At 63.5% G+C, this 14,794-nt stretch carries 11 protein-coding genes and 1 pseudogene; 8 read left to right on the top strand and 4 right to left on the bottom strand.

The window, feature by feature from the left end; translation table 11 throughout:
• Positions 1-156: 156 nt before the first annotated feature.
• Positions 157-921: a methyl-accepting chemotaxis protein gene (locus tag MKK04_RS26750; protein ID WP_370464237.1), complete on the bottom strand. Its 765-nt coding sequence runs from the start codon at positions 919-921 to the stop codon at positions 157-159.
• Between the two features lie 93 nt (positions 922-1,014).
• Positions 1,015-2,031, bottom strand: a pseudogene (locus MKK04_RS26745) (cache domain-containing protein); the annotation flags it as partial.
• A 169-nt stretch (positions 2,032-2,200) separates the two neighbouring features.
• Between MKK04_RS26745 and MKK04_RS21500 the strand changes: the two are divergent.
• Positions 2,201-3,676 (top strand): helicase HerA-like domain-containing protein, encoded by a 1,476-nt coding sequence (locus tag MKK04_RS21500; protein ID WP_241105970.1) that lies wholly within the window; start codon positions 2,201-2,203, stop codon positions 3,674-3,676.
• 156 nt (positions 3,677-3,832) lie between these two features.
• Here the strand turns inward: MKK04_RS21500 and MKK04_RS21495 are convergent, their stop codons facing one another.
• Positions 3,833-5,305, bottom strand: coding sequence for an inorganic phosphate transporter (locus tag MKK04_RS21495; protein WP_085590382.1), 1,473 nt, complete (start codon positions 5,303-5,305; stop codon positions 3,833-3,835).
• A 312-nt stretch (positions 5,306-5,617) separates the two neighbouring features.
• Positions 5,618-5,818 (bottom strand): hypothetical protein, encoded by a 201-nt coding sequence (locus tag MKK04_RS21490; protein ID WP_063913241.1) that lies wholly within the window; start codon positions 5,816-5,818, stop codon positions 5,618-5,620.
• A gap of 488 nt (positions 5,819-6,306) precedes the next feature.
• On the opposite strand from MKK04_RS21490, the gene pcaR reads away from it, so the two are divergent.
• From pcaR to MKK04_RS21455, 7 genes are all read left to right on the top strand, one after another.
• On the top strand, positions 6,307-7,197 hold the full coding sequence (pcaR, locus tag MKK04_RS21485) for a pca regulon transcriptional regulator PcaR (protein ID WP_063913240.1): 891 nt from the start codon (positions 6,307-6,309) through the stop codon (positions 7,195-7,197).
• Positions 7,198-7,523: 326 nt separating this feature from the next.
• Entirely contained in the window at positions 7,524-8,870 is a 1,347-nt protein-coding gene (locus MKK04_RS21480) for an MFS transporter (RefSeq protein WP_207836748.1), read from the top strand.
• A 237-nt stretch (positions 8,871-9,107) separates the two neighbouring features.
• The gene (locus MKK04_RS21475) at positions 9,108-9,968 is read left to right on the top strand and encodes a CoA transferase subunit A (RefSeq protein WP_015271654.1); all 861 of its coding nucleotides are present in this window, start codon (positions 9,108-9,110) and stop codon (positions 9,966-9,968) included.
• Positions 9,965-10,744, top strand: coding sequence for a CoA-transferase subunit beta (locus tag MKK04_RS21470; protein WP_063913238.1), 780 nt, complete (start codon positions 9,965-9,967; stop codon positions 10,742-10,744). The genes MKK04_RS21475 and MKK04_RS21470 overlap by 4 nt, the downstream gene beginning before the upstream one ends.
• A complete protein-coding gene (gene pcaF, locus MKK04_RS21465; RefSeq protein WP_207836767.1) occupies positions 10,741-11,946 on the top strand; it encodes a 3-oxoadipyl-CoA thiolase in 1,206 nt (401 codons plus the stop codon). The genes MKK04_RS21470 and pcaF overlap by 4 nt, the downstream gene beginning before the upstream one ends.
• Before the next feature lie 188 nt (positions 11,947-12,134).
• Positions 12,135-13,424, top strand: coding sequence for an MFS family transporter (locus tag MKK04_RS21460; RefSeq protein ID WP_207836746.1), 1,290 nt, complete (start codon positions 12,135-12,137; stop codon positions 13,422-13,424).
• 9 nt (positions 13,425-13,433) lie between these two features.
• Complete coding sequence (locus MKK04_RS21455) at positions 13,434-14,786, top strand: 3-carboxy-cis,cis-muconate cycloisomerase (RefSeq protein WP_207836745.1); 1,353 nt, start codon at positions 13,434-13,436, stop codon at positions 14,784-14,786.
• Positions 14,787-14,794 lie beyond the last annotated feature (8 nt).

Here is a 14,794-nt window from a genome sequence, read left to right as displayed (position 1 = left end):
CTATCAGAAGGATAGTTTGTTCGATCGGGGTTGGGTGGGGCAGGGTAAGGCGGGGGAGCGGTGTGGGCTTCTTCGCGGGCTTGCCCGCTCCCACAGGAATTACACAGGCCTCAGGGGCTGTGCAGTTGCTGTGGAAGCGGGCGACGCGGTGTGTGATCAGATGCGGAAGCTGCCCACCAGATGCTTCAGGCGGCCGGCCTGCTGCTCCAGGTCGGAGCAGGCGCGCAGGGTGGCCTGCAGGTTTTCCACGCCTTCCTGGTTGAGCATGTTGATCTCGTTGATATCCATGTTGATCGCCTCGACCACGGCGGTCTGCTCTTCGGTGGCGGTGGCCACCGACTGGTTCATGCCGTCGATCTCGCCGATACGTACGGTAACGCTGTCCAGCCGCTCACCGGCCTGGTTGGCGATCTGCATGCTGTCCTGGCTGTGGCGCTGGCTCTGGTCCATGGTTTCGACCGACTCGCGGGCGCCAACCTGCAGTTCTTCGATCATGGTCTGCACCTGCTGCGCTGACTCCTGGGTGCGGTGCGCCAGGTTGCGTACTTCATCGGCGACCACGGCAAAACCACGCCCGGCTTCACCGGCACGGGCCGCTTCGATGGCCGCGTTCAGCGCCAGCAGGTTGGTCTGCTGGGAAATGCTGGTGATCACTTCGAGGATCTGGCCGATGTTGACGGTCTTGCTGTTCAGCGTCTCGATGTGCGCACTGGAGGTGACGATCAGGTCGGACAGGCGGTTCATCGCCGCAATGTTGCGCTCCACCACCTGTTGCCCTTCCTCGGCCAGCAACCGCGCCGAGCTGGCGTGCTGCGAAGCCTGGGCGGCGTTGCCGGCAATTTCCTGGGCGGCGGCGCCCAGTTCGTTGATGGCGGCAGCTACGCTGTTGGTGCGGTTGGACTGCTCGTCGGAGTTGGTCATCGACGAGTTCGAGGCACTGATGACCCGCAGGGCCACTTCGTTGACCTGTTCGGTGGCCGAGGACACTTCGCGGATCGAGTTGTGGATACGCTCGACGAAACGGTTGAAGGCGCTGCCCAGGATGCCGAATTCGTCGTGGTTGTGGATGCGCAGGCGCTTGGTCAGGTCGCCTTCACCTTCGGCGATGTCTTCCATGGCGCGGGTCATGGTGTGCAGCGGCTGCATCAGCACGCGGATCAGCAGGCCGAGCAGGCCGATGATGATCACCACCGCTACCAGCGTGGCGATCACCGCCGAGGTGCGGAAGGTGCTGAGCATCGAGAAGGCCTTGTCCTTGTCCACCGACAGGCCGATGTACCAGTTGGCCGACGGCAGGCCGCTGATCGGAGTGAAGGTCAGCAGGCGGGCCTGGCCTTCGCTCTGCACTTCGGTCAGTTCACCGGTCAGTTTCGGCGTGTGCTGCGGGAACAGGTCCGACAGCGACTTCATCACCAGGTCTTTGTCCGGGTGCACCAGGATCTTGCCCTGGTCGTTGACCAGGAAGGCGTAGCCCATGCCGCCGAAGTTCAGCGAGTTGATGATCTGCACCAGGCCGTCCAGGGCCAGGTCGCCACCGACCACACCGACACCACTGGACACTTTGTCGATGATGCCGATGACCATCTTGTTGGTGGCCATGTCGATGTACGGCTCGGTCAGGATCGCACCGGCGGCGTTCATGCCGTCCTTGTACCAGGGGCGGGTGCGTGGGTCGTAGCCGTCGGGCATCTTCGTGTCCGGGCGCACGCTGAAGCCGCCGTCGACCTTGCCCACGTATACCGTGAGAAAGCTTGAGATCAGTGCATTCTGGCCCAACAGGGTTTCGGCGTTTGTCGGGTCCTGGGCAATGTTCTGTGCCAGGTTTTCCACCAGCTTGATACGGCCTTCGAACAGGTTGCGGATGTTGGTTGAAGTGGAGGCGCCCATTTCAGCCAGATAGTTTTCCAGGTCCTCGCGGATCGCATTACGCTGGAGGTAATCGTTGTAGAGCGTGAACAGGCTGAAGGCGAGTATCACGATCAGTGATGCGGCCAAAAGAATCTTGTGGCTGAAACGAAGGCTTTTGTTCATGGCGTAATCGGTTCCGCTAAGGTTTTATATCAGGCGTTTGCACCCGTGGAGTCACAATGCAGTGCAACATCCCGAAAAGTCCCTTTTCGGTTGTCCCTCTCTATTAAGGCGAATATCACCCACAGGTATCGGCCGAATTAAGGCAAAGCTTGAGCAGAGGATTAAAGAGATGTCGGAATTTTCGACCATCGTTGTAGGCGCTGGCCCGGATGGCCAGCCAGTTGGGCAAGCGATGAGGCTGGCCAACCGCCATGGCCTGGTGGCGGGTGCGACGGGTACTGGCAAGACCGTCACCCTGCAGCATCTGGCGGAAGCGTTCAGTGATGCGGGGGTGGCCGTGTTCGCCGCCGATGTCAAAGGCGACCTGTGCGGCCTGGGCGCTGCTGCTGCGCCGCAGGGCAAGGTGGCCGAGCGTATCGCCGGCATGCCCTGGCTAGGGCACAGGCCGCAGGCTTACCCGGTGAGCCTGTGGGACATTGCGGGCCAGTCCGGCCACCCGCTGCGCACCACCCTCAGTGAAATGGGGCCGCTGCTGCTGGGCAACTTGCTGGAGCTGACCGACAGTCAACAGGCGGCGCTGTATGCGGCGTTCAAGGTGGCCGACCGCGAAGGCCTGCTGCTGCTCGACCTCAAGGACCTCAAGGCGCTGCTCGCGCACCTGAAGGACAACCCGCAACTGCTGGGCGAAGACAGTGCGCTGATGACCACGGCCTCCACCCAGGCCCTGTTGCGCCGGCTGGCTACCCTGGAGCAGCAGGGCGCCGAGGCGCTGTTCGGTGAACCTGGCTTGCAGCTCGAGGACCTCTTGCGGCCAGACCCGGACGGCCGTGGGCGTATCCACCTGCTGGACGCGAGCCGGTTGGTGCACGAGGCGCCCAAGGTGTACGCGACCTTCCTGTTGTGGCTGCTGGCCGAGTTGTTCGAGCAGTTGCCCGAGCGCGGCGATGCCGACAAGCCGGTACTGGCGTTGTTCTTCGATGAAGCGCACTTGCTGTTCAACGATACGCCCAAGGCATTGCAGGATCGCCTGGAACAGGTGGTGCGGCTGATCCGCTCCAAGGGCGTGGGGGTGTACTTCGTCACCCAGTCGCCGGGGGACTTGCCGGATGCGGTGCTGGCCCAGTTGGGCTTGCGCATTCAGCATGGCTTGCGGGCATTTACCGCCAAAGAGCAGAAGTCGCTGCGGGCGGTGGCCGATGGCTTCCGCCCCAACCCGGCGTTCGACACCCTGGCGGTGCTGACCGAGCTGGGGATTGGCGAGGCGCTGGTGGGGACGCTGGAAGAGAAGGGCACGCCTGCGATGGTGCAACGGGTACTGATTGCACCACCGCAGTCGCGTATCGGGCCGTTGAGCGGGACTGAGCGCAGTGCGCTGATTGCCGCTTCGCCGCTGGCGGGGCGTTATGACAAGCCGGTGGATCGTGAGTCGGCCTATGAGATGCTGACCCAGCGCAAGGGCGAACCGGTGGAGCCGGCGCCGCAACCCAAGGCGGATGAGGAGAGCTTTGCCGACAAGGCCGGTGAGTTCTTGCAGAGTGCGGCGGGGCAGGCGATCAAGTCGGCGGTGCGCCAGGCGGCCAACCAGTTGGGGCGCCAGTTGGTGCGGGGCTTGATGGGGTCGTTGCTGGGGGGCAAGAAAAGGTAGGTTGCCTGTAGCGGCCTCTTCGCGGGTAAACCCGCTCCCACAGGTTCTCCACAGATATCAAGAGCTGTGCATGAGCTGTGGGAGCGGGTTTGCCCGCGAAGGGGCCGCTACAGAAAAAAGGCGACCCGAAGGCCGCCTCTTTCAGAACCGTATCACTCAGCCAATGGCTTTGGACGCCAGCCAGAACAGGCCGGCCGCCAGGCCCATCGACGCAGGCAGGGTCAGTACCCAGGCCAGCAGGATGGTCTTCACGGTGCCGCCTTGCAGGCCGCTCTTGTTGGCAACCATGGTACCGGCCACGCCGGACGACAGCACGTGGGTGGTCGATACCGGCAGGGCGAAGATGTTGGCCATGCCGATGGCGCAAGCCGCGGTGATCTGCGCCGACATGCCCTGGGCATAGGTCATGCCCTGCTTGCCGATCTTCTCGCCAACGGTCAGTACCACGCGCTTCCAGCCGACCATGGTACCCAGGCCCAGGGCCAGGGCGACGGCCACGATTACCCAGAACGGGGCGTACTCGGTGGTTGCGGTCAGGTCTTTGCGCAGTTTTTCCAGGTCGGCCTTTTCACGGGCTTCCAGGCCCGGCAGCTTGCCGACCTTCTTCGCCGTGTCGTCCAGGCACAGCAGGTAGCGACGCACTTCGACACGCTTGTCGGCACTCAGGCTGTGGTAGTCGGTAACGCCTTGCAGCGAGGACTGCAGCGCGGCAATGGTCGGCTCGGTCTGCTGCGGGTTGCAGCTGAACTGCTCCGGCAGGTCGCTGGACTTGGCCTTGCCCAGTGCCAGGAACTCGCCCAGGGTGGCGGCGTTGCGCTGGTAGAACTGGCTCATGTGCAGGGTGGCGTCGCGGGTACGCTCGATCTGGTAGGTGGTGCTGTTCAGGTCGAGGACGAACTTGGCCGGGACGATACCGATCAGCACCAGCATGATCAGGCCGATGCCTTTCTGGCCGTCGTTGGAGCCGTGCACGAAGCTCACGCCCATGGCCGAAACCACCAGTACCAGGCGGTTCCAGAACGGCGGGTGCTTCTTGTCGTCGAGCTTGCGGCGCTGCTCGGGGGTCTTGTGCATCTTCGACAGCGGGCGCCACCACTTCAGGCCGATCAGCACCAGTGCTGCAACGGCGAAGCCGGCCATGGGCGAGACCACCAGCGACATGGCGATGTCGATCGCCTTCTGCCAGTTGACACCGTCGCCCAGCGGGATGTCGTTGATCAGGGCATTGGCCAGGCCGACACCGAGGATGGAGCCGATCAGCGTGTGCGAGCTGGAGGCGGGGATACCGAAGTACCAGGTGCCCAGGTTCCAGGTGATGGCCGCAGCCAGCAGCGAGAAGACCATGGCCAGGCCGTGTCCGGTGTTCACATTGATCAGCAGCTCTACCGGCAGCAGGTGCACGATGGCATAGGCCACCCCGACACCGCCGAGCAGAACGCCAAGGAAGTTGAACACGCCGGAGAAGAACACGGCGAGGTGCGGCGGCATGGCTTTGGTATAGATGACGGTAGCTACCGCATTGGCGGTGTCATGAAAGCCATTGATGAACTCGAAGGCGAGTACGAAGGTCAAGGCGAGCAGCAGGCTCACCAACACCCAGGCATCCAGTCCGCTGAATAATTCGATCATGAAGGTTGTCTGGCGGTCTTAGGGGGGCGGGATTATGCCAGAAAACGTTGGCAATCGATGCATCTGCGACAGACCGACGGCAATCTTCCTGACGTGAGCGCGATGTGCATGTCAGGGCGTGCAGGCAGGGAAATGTCTGCGAAAAATCGCGAAATCTGGCTAAAACCGGCAAAATGATGGAGAAAAAGCCGCTTCCCTACTATTCAAACGGTCGTATGAAATTTGTGTGATTCCATTTCATCTTCGGCCTGACAGTAAAGATCGACCGCGCCCGGCTGGCCGGGCGGCGACGCGCTGGCGTGGTCCCGTGAGTCAGGGATTGTCGCTGCGCAGTTCCTTTTCCATACGTTCCAGTTCCTGGCTGAAGGCCTGGTCGCGCACGCTGGCACGCTTGCGCCAAGGTTTGCGTTCCGGGTCCGGTTGTGCGGCGTAAGTGGTGACTTCACCACCGTAAACATCCTTGTAACGCTCCGCCTGGCGCTCGAGTTCCGCGCGCAGTTCATCTTTCGTCACAGTAGTACCTGAATCAAGTTCGATGAGTATTGTTGTGCGTTGTACCGCGTGCACATGCCTTGCTGGCCGCAACGGCTTGATACAGCGGAAGGTTCCGTTACCACGGCATCGTCGAGGCCTGCGCAATCGATTATAGCAACCGATATTGCGCCGAACATCGTTGTTTACCCAACCCTTACATCACCTGACGCAAGTAACGGGATGCGTCCGACAACAGTTTGGGCCTTTCGTGCAAGTTTGAAAGGCAAGACGGACAAAAGTTCGCTGCAATGCAGTAGCGGGTCCGTTGACCGGGAGGGTAATGAAAAACGGCCTCGCCAAAAGGCGAGGCCGTTGCCTGGGGACTTCTACGGTGGGTACCTGACCAGTCTCTCCAAAGAAGCCACAAGTGGCAGGAGAAAGGTATAAGTAAAAGTGTCAGCGGTCAATTGCGATTATCGGCCGTTTGTTCGATAATCGCACGAGTGGGCGTTTTTTTGAGGTGTGCGATGAGTGACGAAACCCTGGTCAACGATTCCGTCAATCCAGAGTCGGCCAATCCAGAGCAGGCACGATCTGCCTCGGCAGCCCTGGCACCGCCGATCGTGGCTTCCCCGGCCAAACGCATCCAGGCCTTTACCGGCGACCCGGACTTCATGACCTCCCTGGCGCGTGGCCTGGCTGTGATCCAGGCCTTCCAGGAACGCAAGCGCCACCTGACCATCGCCCAGATCAGCCACCGCACCGAAATCCCCCGGGCGGCGGTGCGCCGTTGCCTGCACACGCTGATCAAGCTGGGTTACGCCACCACCGACGGGCGCACCTATTCGCTGTTGCCCAAAGTGCTGACGCTGGGGCATGCGTACCTGTCGTCGACGCCGCTGGCGATTTCTGCCCAGCCTTACCTGGACCGCATCAGCGATCAGCTGCACGAGGCGGCCAACATGGCCACGCTCGAAGGTGACGACATTCTTTATATAGCCCGTTCGGCCACGGTGGAGCGGCTGATCTCGGTCGACCTGTCGGTGGGCGGGCGCCTGCCGGCCTATTGCACATCGATGGGGCGCATTCTGTTGGCGGCCATGGATGACACCAGCCTGCGTGAATACCTGGAACGTGCCGACCTGAAGGCGCGAACCAGCCGTACCTTGCATGACCCCGAGTCGCTGTTCGCCTGTATCCAGCAGGTGCGTGCCCAGGGCTGGTGCGTGGTGGACCAGGAGCTGGAGCAGGGGCTGCGCTCGATTGCCGTGCCGGTGTATGACGCCTCGGGGCAGGTGTTGGCTGCGTTGAATGTGAGTACCCATGTCGGGCGGGTGACGCGCAGTGAGCTGGAGCAGCGGTTCCTGCCGATTTTGCTGGCGGCTAGCCGGGACCTTTGTCATCAGCTGTTTGGCTGAGCCTGCAGGGGGCCGCAAAGCGCCCCCTTTCAAATCTGGAACAGGCAAAACCGTTTCCTGTGCGATAAACGCACAGTGTCGTTCGCAGTCAATTGCGCCTCCACCGCCCGCTGATTAATGTCTCCGCAGTCGGCTATGCCGACCGAACAAGAAAAACATAAGAGGCACTTACCATGAATACTGTCCCCTCGCTGCCGCGGCCGCACCCGTGCGCAGTACCGTTGTATCCAGGCTGACGCCGGCTCCATTCCCCCAAAACCATTGTCCTCTGTACCGTTTGATCGTGTGCAGTGGCCTGGCTGTGCCCCTCATTCTGGATAACAATAATGAACCAAGCGCAAACCAACGTCGGCAAAAGCCTCGACGTCCAGTCGTTCATCAATCAGCAGCCGCTGTCCCGCTACCAGTGGCGGGTGGTGCTGTTGTGCTTCCTGATCGTCTTCCTCGATGGCCTGGACACCGCCGCCATGGGCTTCATCGCCCCGGCCCTGTCGCAGGAGTGGGGGATTGACCGCGCCAGCCTCGGCCCGGTCATGAGTGCTGCATTGATCGGCATGGTGTTCGGTGCCCTCGGCTCCGGCCCGTTGGCCGACCGCTTTGGCCGCAAGGGCGTGCTGGTGGGCGCAGTACTGGTGTTCGGCGGCTTCAGCCTGGCCTCGGCCTTCGCCACCAACGTCGACCAGTTGCTGGTATTGCGCTTCCTGACCGGCCTGGGCCTTGGCGCAGGCATGCCCAACGCCACCACGCTGTTGTCTGAATACACCCCCGAGCGCCTCAAGTCGCTGCTGGTGACCAGCATGTTCTGTGGCTTCAACCTGGGTATGGCCGGTGGTGGTTTCATTTCCGCCAAGATGATCCCTGCCTACGGTTGGCACAGCCTGCTGGTGATCGGTGGCGTGCTGCCGTTGCTGCTGGCGCTGGTGCTGATGGTGTGGTTGCCGGAGTCGGCGCGGTTCCTGGTGGTGCGCAACCGGGGCACCGACAAGGTGCGCAAGACCTTGTCGCCCATCGCGCCACAGGTGGTGGCCGAGGCGGGCAGCTTCAGCGTGCCGGAACAGAAGGCGGTGGCCGCGCGCAACGTGTTTGCGCTGATTTTCTCCGGCACCTACGGCATGGGCACCATGCTGCTGTGGTTGACCTACTTCATGGGCCTGGTGATCGTCTATCTGCTGACCAGCTGGCTGCCAACCTTGATGCGCGACAGCGGTGCGAGCATGGAGCAGGCTGCCTTCATCGGCGCACTGTTCCAGTTCGGTGGCGTGCTGAGTGCCGTCGGCGTGGGCTGGGCCATGGACCGCTTCAATCCGCACAAGGTGATCGGCATTTTCTACCTGCTGGCCGGGGTCTTCGCCTACGCCGTGGGGCAGAGCCTGGGCAATATCACCGTATTGGCCACGCTGGTGCTGGTTGCCGGCATGTGCGTGAACGGCGCCCAGTCGGCGATGCCGTCGCTGGCGGCGCGCTTCTATCCGACCCAGAGCCGCGCCACGGGCGTATCGTGGATGCTGGGTATTGGCCGCTTTGGGGCGATTCTCGGCGCCTGGAGTGGTGCGACGCTGCTGGGGCTGGGCTGGACCTTCGAACAGGTGCTCACGGCATTGCTGGTGCCGGCGGGGCTGGCGACCGTAGGTGTGATCGTGAAAGGGCTGGTGAGCCACGCTGACGCGACCTGACGCAATGGCCTCATCGCCGGCAAGCCAGCTCACACAGGAATGCATCAGGCCCAGGGCCGGTGCCGTGCCTGTGGGCGCTGGCTTGCCGGCGATAAGGCAGTACAGCAGCCAGGGGAGATAGGTAGGGATGCAATAATTGGTTCGATAATCGCACGAATAGTCGATTATCGGATTGTAAGCCGCCCATGAGTCTCCTTAATCTGAGCTTACCGAAGCACCCTGACCAGGAGTCTCCAAATGGCTGCAATTCTCCCGCTTCACGAAGCCGTGAAGCAGTTCATCCAGGATGGCGATACCGTCGCCCTCGAAGGTTTCACTCACCTGATCCCGACAGCCGCCGGCCACGAGATCATCCGTCAGGGCAAGCGCGACCTGACCCTGGTGCGCATGACTCCGGACCTGATCTACGACCAGCTGATCGGCGCCGGTTGCGCCAGCAAGCTGATCTTCTCCTGGGGTGGTAACCCGGGTGTCGGTTCGCTGCACCGCCTGCGTGATGCCGTCGAGAAGCAGTGGCCACACGCCATCGAAATCGAAGAGCACAGCCACGCCGACCTGGCCAACGCCTATGTCGCCGGTGCTTCGGGCCTGCCGTTCGCCGTGCTGCGTGCCTACGCCGGCTCCGACCTGCCGAAGGTCAACCCGCTGATCAAGAGCGTCACCTGCCCGTTCACTGGTGAAGTGCTGGCAGCCGTGCCCTCGGTACGCCCGGACGTGACCGTGATCCACGCGCAAAAGGCCGACCGCAAAGGCAACGTGCTGCTGTGGGGCATCCTCGGTGTGCAGAAGGAGGCCGCCCTGGCCGCCAAGCGCTGCATCGTCACCGTCGAGGAAATCGTCGACGACCTGCAGGCCCCGATGAACGCCTGCGTGCTGCCGACCTGGGCGCTGAGCGCGGTATGCCTGGTACCGGGTGGTGCGCACCCGTCCTATGCCCACGGCTACTACGAGCGTGACAACCGCTTCTACCAGGCCTGGGACCCGATCGCGCGTAGCCGTGAATCGTTCACCGCCTGGATCGACACCTACATCCGTGGCACTGCCGATTTCAACGAATTCAAGGCCAAGCTGGCCAGCACTGCGGAGGCCGCACAATGAGCTACTCCACTTCCGAAATGATGACCGTCGCCGCAGCCCGTCGCCTGCGCAACGGTGCTGTGTGCTTCGTCGGCATCGGCCTGCCGTCCAAGGCTGCCAACCTGGCGCGCCTGACCTCGTCGCCTGACGTGGTGCTGATCTACGAATCCGGCCCGATCGGCGCCAAGCCAAGCGTGCTGCCGCTGTCGATCGGTGACGGCGAGCTGGCCGAAACCGCTGACACCGTGGTGCCGACCGGCGAGATCTTCCGCTATTGGCTGCAAGGTGGTCGCATCGACGTCGGCTTCCTTGGCGCCGCCCAGGTCGACCGCTTCGGCAACATCAACACTACCGTGGTCGGTGACTACCACGCCCCGAAAACCCGCCTGCCGGGTGCCGGTGGCGCACCGGAAATCGCCGGTTCCGCCAAGCAGGTGCTGATCATCCTCAAGCAGTCGCCGCGTGCCTTCGTCGACAAGCTGGACTTCATCACCTCGGTTGGCCACGGTGAAGGTGGCGACTCGCGCAAACGCCTTGGCCTGCCAGGCGATGGCCCGGTCGGCATCATCACCGACCTGTGCATCATGGAGCCGGAAGCCGGCACCCATGAATTCGTCGTCACCGCCATCCACCCGGGCGTGACCCGTGAGCAGATCATCGCTGCCACTGGCTGGGCGATCCGCTTTGCCGATGATGTGCAGACCACTGCCGAACCTACCGAAGTCGAGCTGTCCGCCCTGCGTGACCTCGAAGCCCGCACCGCCGTGGCCCATGGCCAGGTGGCAGGAGAAGCCTGATGCGCGACGTATTCATCTGTGACGCCATCCGCACCCCGATCGGCCGCTTCGGCGGCGCCCTGGCCGGCGTGCGGGCCGACGACCTGGCCGCCGTGCCGCTGAAGGCGCTGATCGAGCGCAACCCCGGCGTGCAGTGGGATCAGGTTGACGAAGTGTTCTTCGGCTGCGCCAACCAGGCCGGTGAAGACAACCGCAACGTGGCGCGCATGGCGCTGCTGCTGGCCGGCCTGCCGGAGAGCATCCCGGGCGTTACCCTGAACCGCTTGTGCGCGTCGGGCATGGATGCCGTTGGCACTGCCTTCCGCGCCATTGCCAGCGGCGAAATGGAACTGGCGATTGCCGGCGGCGTCGAGTCGATGTCGCGTGCCCCGTTCGTCATGGGCAAGGCCGAAAGCGGCTATTCGCGCAACATGAAGCTTGAAGACACCACCATCGGCTGGCGTTTCATCAACCCGCTGATGAAGAGCCAGTATGGTGTGCACTCCATGCCGGAAACTGCCGACAACGTGGCCGACGATTACCAGGTTTCGCGCGCTGACCAGGACGCTTTCGCCCTGCGCAGCCAGCAGAAGGCAGCTGCCGCCCAGGCCGCCGGCTTCTTCGCCGAAGAGATCGTGCCGGTGCGTATCGCGCACAAGAAAGGCGAGACCATCGTCGAGCATGACGAGCACCTGCGCCCGGAAACCACACTGGAAGCCCTGACCAGGCTCAAGCCGGTCAACGGCCCGGACAAGACCGTCACCGCTGGCAATGCCTCGGGCGTTAACGACGGTGCTGCGGCGCTAATCCTGGCTTCGGCCGAGGCGGTGAAGAAGCACGGCCTGACCCCACGTGCCCGAGTACTGGGCATGGCCAGTGCCGGTGTTGCACCGCGGGTGATGGGTATTGGCCCGGTGCCGGCGGTGCGCAAGCTGACCGAGCGCCTGGGTATGGCGGTGAATGATTTCGATGTGATCGAGCTCAACGAAGCCTTTGCCAGCCAAGGTTTGGCGGTGCTGCGCGAGCTGGGTGTGGCCGACGATGCGCCGCAGGTGAACCCTAACGGCGGTGCCATCGCCTTGGGCCATCCGCTGGGCATGAGCGGTGCGCGTCTGGTGCTGACCGCGCTTCACCAGCTGGAGAAGAGTGGTGGGCGCAAGGGCCTGGCGACCATGTGTGTGGGTGTCGGCCAAGGTTTGGCGCTGGCCATCGAGCGGGTTTGACCTGTACCGGCCTCTTCGCGGGCACGCCCGCTCCCACAGGGGGACCACGCCTCCCGCTGTGGGAGCGGGTTTACCCGCGAAGAGGCCGGCCCTGCCAGACACAAGGCCAATTGCCAGCCAGATTGCGGAACGAGTGTGTTACCAGGTGTGTCTAGAATTACCTGCGACCCTCCAGGAGTAAAACCGTCATGACCTCAGCCTATTACACCGGCGAAGAACGCAGCAAACGCATCTTCGCTATCGTTGGTGCCTCTTCAGGCAACCTGGTGGAATGGTTCGACTTCTACGTCTACGCCTTCTGCGCAATCTACTTTGCCCCGGCTTTCTTCCCCTCCGACGACCCCACCGTGCAGCTGTTGAACACGGCGGGCGTATTCGCCGCGGGCTTTTTGATGCGCCCCATCGGTGGCTGGATCTTCGGCCGCCTCGCTGACCGCCATGGTCGCAAGAATTCCCTGATGATCTCGGTGCTGATGATGTGTTTCGGCTCCCTGATGATCGCCTGCCTGCCTACCTACGCCAGCATCGGCACCTGGGCCCCGGCGCTGCTGTTGCTGGCCCGGCTGATCCAGGGCCTGTCGGTAGGCGGCGAATATGGCACCACTGCCACTTACATGAGTGAAGTGGCCCTGCGCGGCCAGCGCGGCTTCTTCGCCTCGTTCCAGTACGTGACCCTGATCGGTGGCCAGTTGCTGGCGGTGCTGGTGGTGGTGATCCTGCAGCAGTTGCTTACTGAAGAAGAGCTGCGCGCCTGGGGCTGGCGCATTCCGTTCGTGGTCGGTGCCATCGCCGCGCTGATCTCGCTGATGCTGCGCCGCTCGCTGCATGAGACCAGCAGCGCTGAAACCCGCAAGGACAAGGATGCCGGCACCATCAAGGGCCTGTTCCGCGACCACGCGGCGGCCTTCATCACCGTGCTCGGTTACACCGCAGGCGGTTCGCTGATCTTCTATACCTTCACCACGTACATGCAGAAGTACCTGGTCAACACCGCCGGCATGACCGCGAAAAACGCCAGCTACGTGATGACCGGTGCGCTGTTCCTGTTCATGGTGCTGCAGCCGTTCTTCGGCATGCTCTCCGACCGCATCGGCCGGCGTAATTCGATGATGCTGTTCGGCGCCCTGGGTACGCTGTTCACCGTGCCGCTGCTGATGGCGCTGAAAACCGTGAGCAGCCCGTTCATGGCCTTCGTGCTGATTACCCTGGCGTTGTGTATCGTCAGTTTCTACACATCGATCAGCGGTCTGGTGAAGGCTGAGATGTTCCCGCCGCAGGTGCGCGCGCTGGGTGTAGGCCTGGCCTATGCAGTGGCCAACGCGGCGTTCGGCGGTTCGGCCGAGTACGTGGCCCTGGGCCTGAAGACTCTGGGCATGGAAAACACTTTCTACTGGTACGTGACGGCGATGATGGCGATTGCCTTCCTGTTCAGCCTGCGCTTGCCGAAGCAGGCGGCGTACCTGCACCACGATAATTAAGGACGTGGCATGACCAACCAACTGTTCGACGCCTACTTCACCGCGCCGGCCATGCGCGAGATCTTCTCCGACCGTGGCCGCCTGCAGGGCATGCTCGATTTCGAAGCGGCGCTGGCTCGGGCCGAGGCGGCTGCCGGGCTGGTCCCGCACAGCGCGGTAGCGGCCATCGAGGCGGCTTGCCACGCCGAGCGCTATGACGTTGGCGCCTTGGCCAATGCCATCGCCACTGCTGGCAACTCGGCGATCCCGCTGGTGAAGGCGTTGGGCAAGGTGATCGCCAGTGGCGTGCCCGAGGCCGAACGCTACGTGCACCTGGGCGCCACCAGCCAGGACGCGATGGACACCGGCCTGGTCCTGCAGCTGCGCGCTGCCCTCGACCTGATCGAGGCCGACCTTGGCAAGCTGGCCGATACCCTGTCGCGTCAGGCCTTGCAGCACGCCGACACGCCGCTGGTGGGGCGCACCTGGCTGCAGCACGCCACCCCGGTGACCCTGGGCATGAAACTGGCCGGTGTGCTGGGCGCCTTGACCCGTCACCGCCAGCGCCTGCAGGAGCTGCGCCCACGTTTGCTGGTGCTGCAGTTCGGCGGCGCCTCCGGCAGCCTGGCCGCCCTGGGCAGCAAGGCGATGCCGGTGGCCGAAGCCCTGGCCGAGCAGCTCCAGCTGACCCTGCCCGAGCAGCCCTGGCACACCCAGCGCGACCGCCTGGTGGAGTTTGCCTCGGTGCTGGGCCTGGTTGCCGGTAGCCTGGGCAAGTTCGGCCGTGATGTCAGCCTGCTGATGCAGACGGAGGCGGGGGAGCTGTTCGAGCCTTCCGCGCCGGGCAAAGGCGGTTCCTCGACCATGCCGCACAAGCGCAACCCGGTGGGCGCCGCAGTGCTGATCGGTGCCGCGACCCGGGTGCCGGGCCTGGTATCGACGCTGTTCGCGGCCATGCCTCAGGAGCACGAACGCAGCCTTGGCTTGTGGCATGCCGAATGGGAAACCCTGCCGGACATCTGCTGCCTGGTCTCTGGTGCGCTGCGCCAGGCCCAGGTGATTGCCGAGGGCATGGAAGTGGATGCCGCGCGTATGCGCCGTAACCTCGACCTGACCCAGGGCCTGGTGCTGGCCGAAGCGGTGAGCATCGTCCTCGCCCAGCGCCTGGGCCGCGACCGCGCCCACCACCTGCTGGAGCAGTGCTGCCAGCGCGCCGTGGCCGAACAGCGCCACCTGCGCACCGTGCTGGGTGACGAGCCGCAGGTCAGCGCCGAACTGTCCGCCGAAGAACTCGATCGCTTGCTCGACCCTGCCCATTACCTGGGGCAGGCCCGCGTCTGGGTGGCGCGCGCCGTGTCCGAACATCAACGTTTCACTGCCTGAAGGAGACC

It is taken from the genome of Pseudomonas sp. LS.1a, from assembly GCF_022533585.1.
GTDB lineage: Bacteria > Pseudomonadota > Gammaproteobacteria > Pseudomonadales > Pseudomonadaceae > Aquipseudomonas.
The sequence above is the reverse complement of the archived record's forward strand: the minus strand, read 5'-3'. Positions and strand labels throughout refer to the sequence as shown.

Bases quoted from the DNA above. Each gene is read 5' to 3' on its own strand.
- MKK04_RS26750 (WP_370464237.1), bottom strand. From the start codon at position 921: ATGACCAACTCCGACGAGCAGTCCAACCGCACCAACAGCGTAGCTGCC.
- MKK04_RS21500 (WP_241105970.1), top strand. From the start codon at position 2,201: ATGTCGGAATTTTCGACCATCGTTGTAGGCGCTGGCCCGGATGGCCAG.
- MKK04_RS21495 (WP_085590382.1), bottom strand. From the start codon at position 5,305: ATGATCGAATTATTCAGCGGACTGGATGCCTGGGTGTTGGTGAGCCTG.
- pcaR (WP_063913240.1), top strand. From the start codon at position 6,307: ATGAGTGACGAAACCCTGGTCAACGATTCCGTCAATCCAGAGTCGGCC.
- MKK04_RS21480 (WP_207836748.1), top strand. From the start codon at position 7,524: ATGAACCAAGCGCAAACCAACGTCGGCAAAAGCCTCGACGTCCAGTCG.
- MKK04_RS21475 (WP_015271654.1), top strand. From the start codon at position 9,108: ATGGCTGCAATTCTCCCGCTTCACGAAGCCGTGAAGCAGTTCATCCAG.
- MKK04_RS21470 (WP_063913238.1), top strand. From the start codon at position 9,965: ATGAGCTACTCCACTTCCGAAATGATGACCGTCGCCGCAGCCCGTCGC.
- MKK04_RS21460 (WP_207836746.1), top strand. From the start codon at position 12,135: ATGACCTCAGCCTATTACACCGGCGAAGAACGCAGCAAACGCATCTTC.
- MKK04_RS21455 (WP_207836745.1), top strand. From the start codon at position 13,434: ATGACCAACCAACTGTTCGACGCCTACTTCACCGCGCCGGCCATGCGC.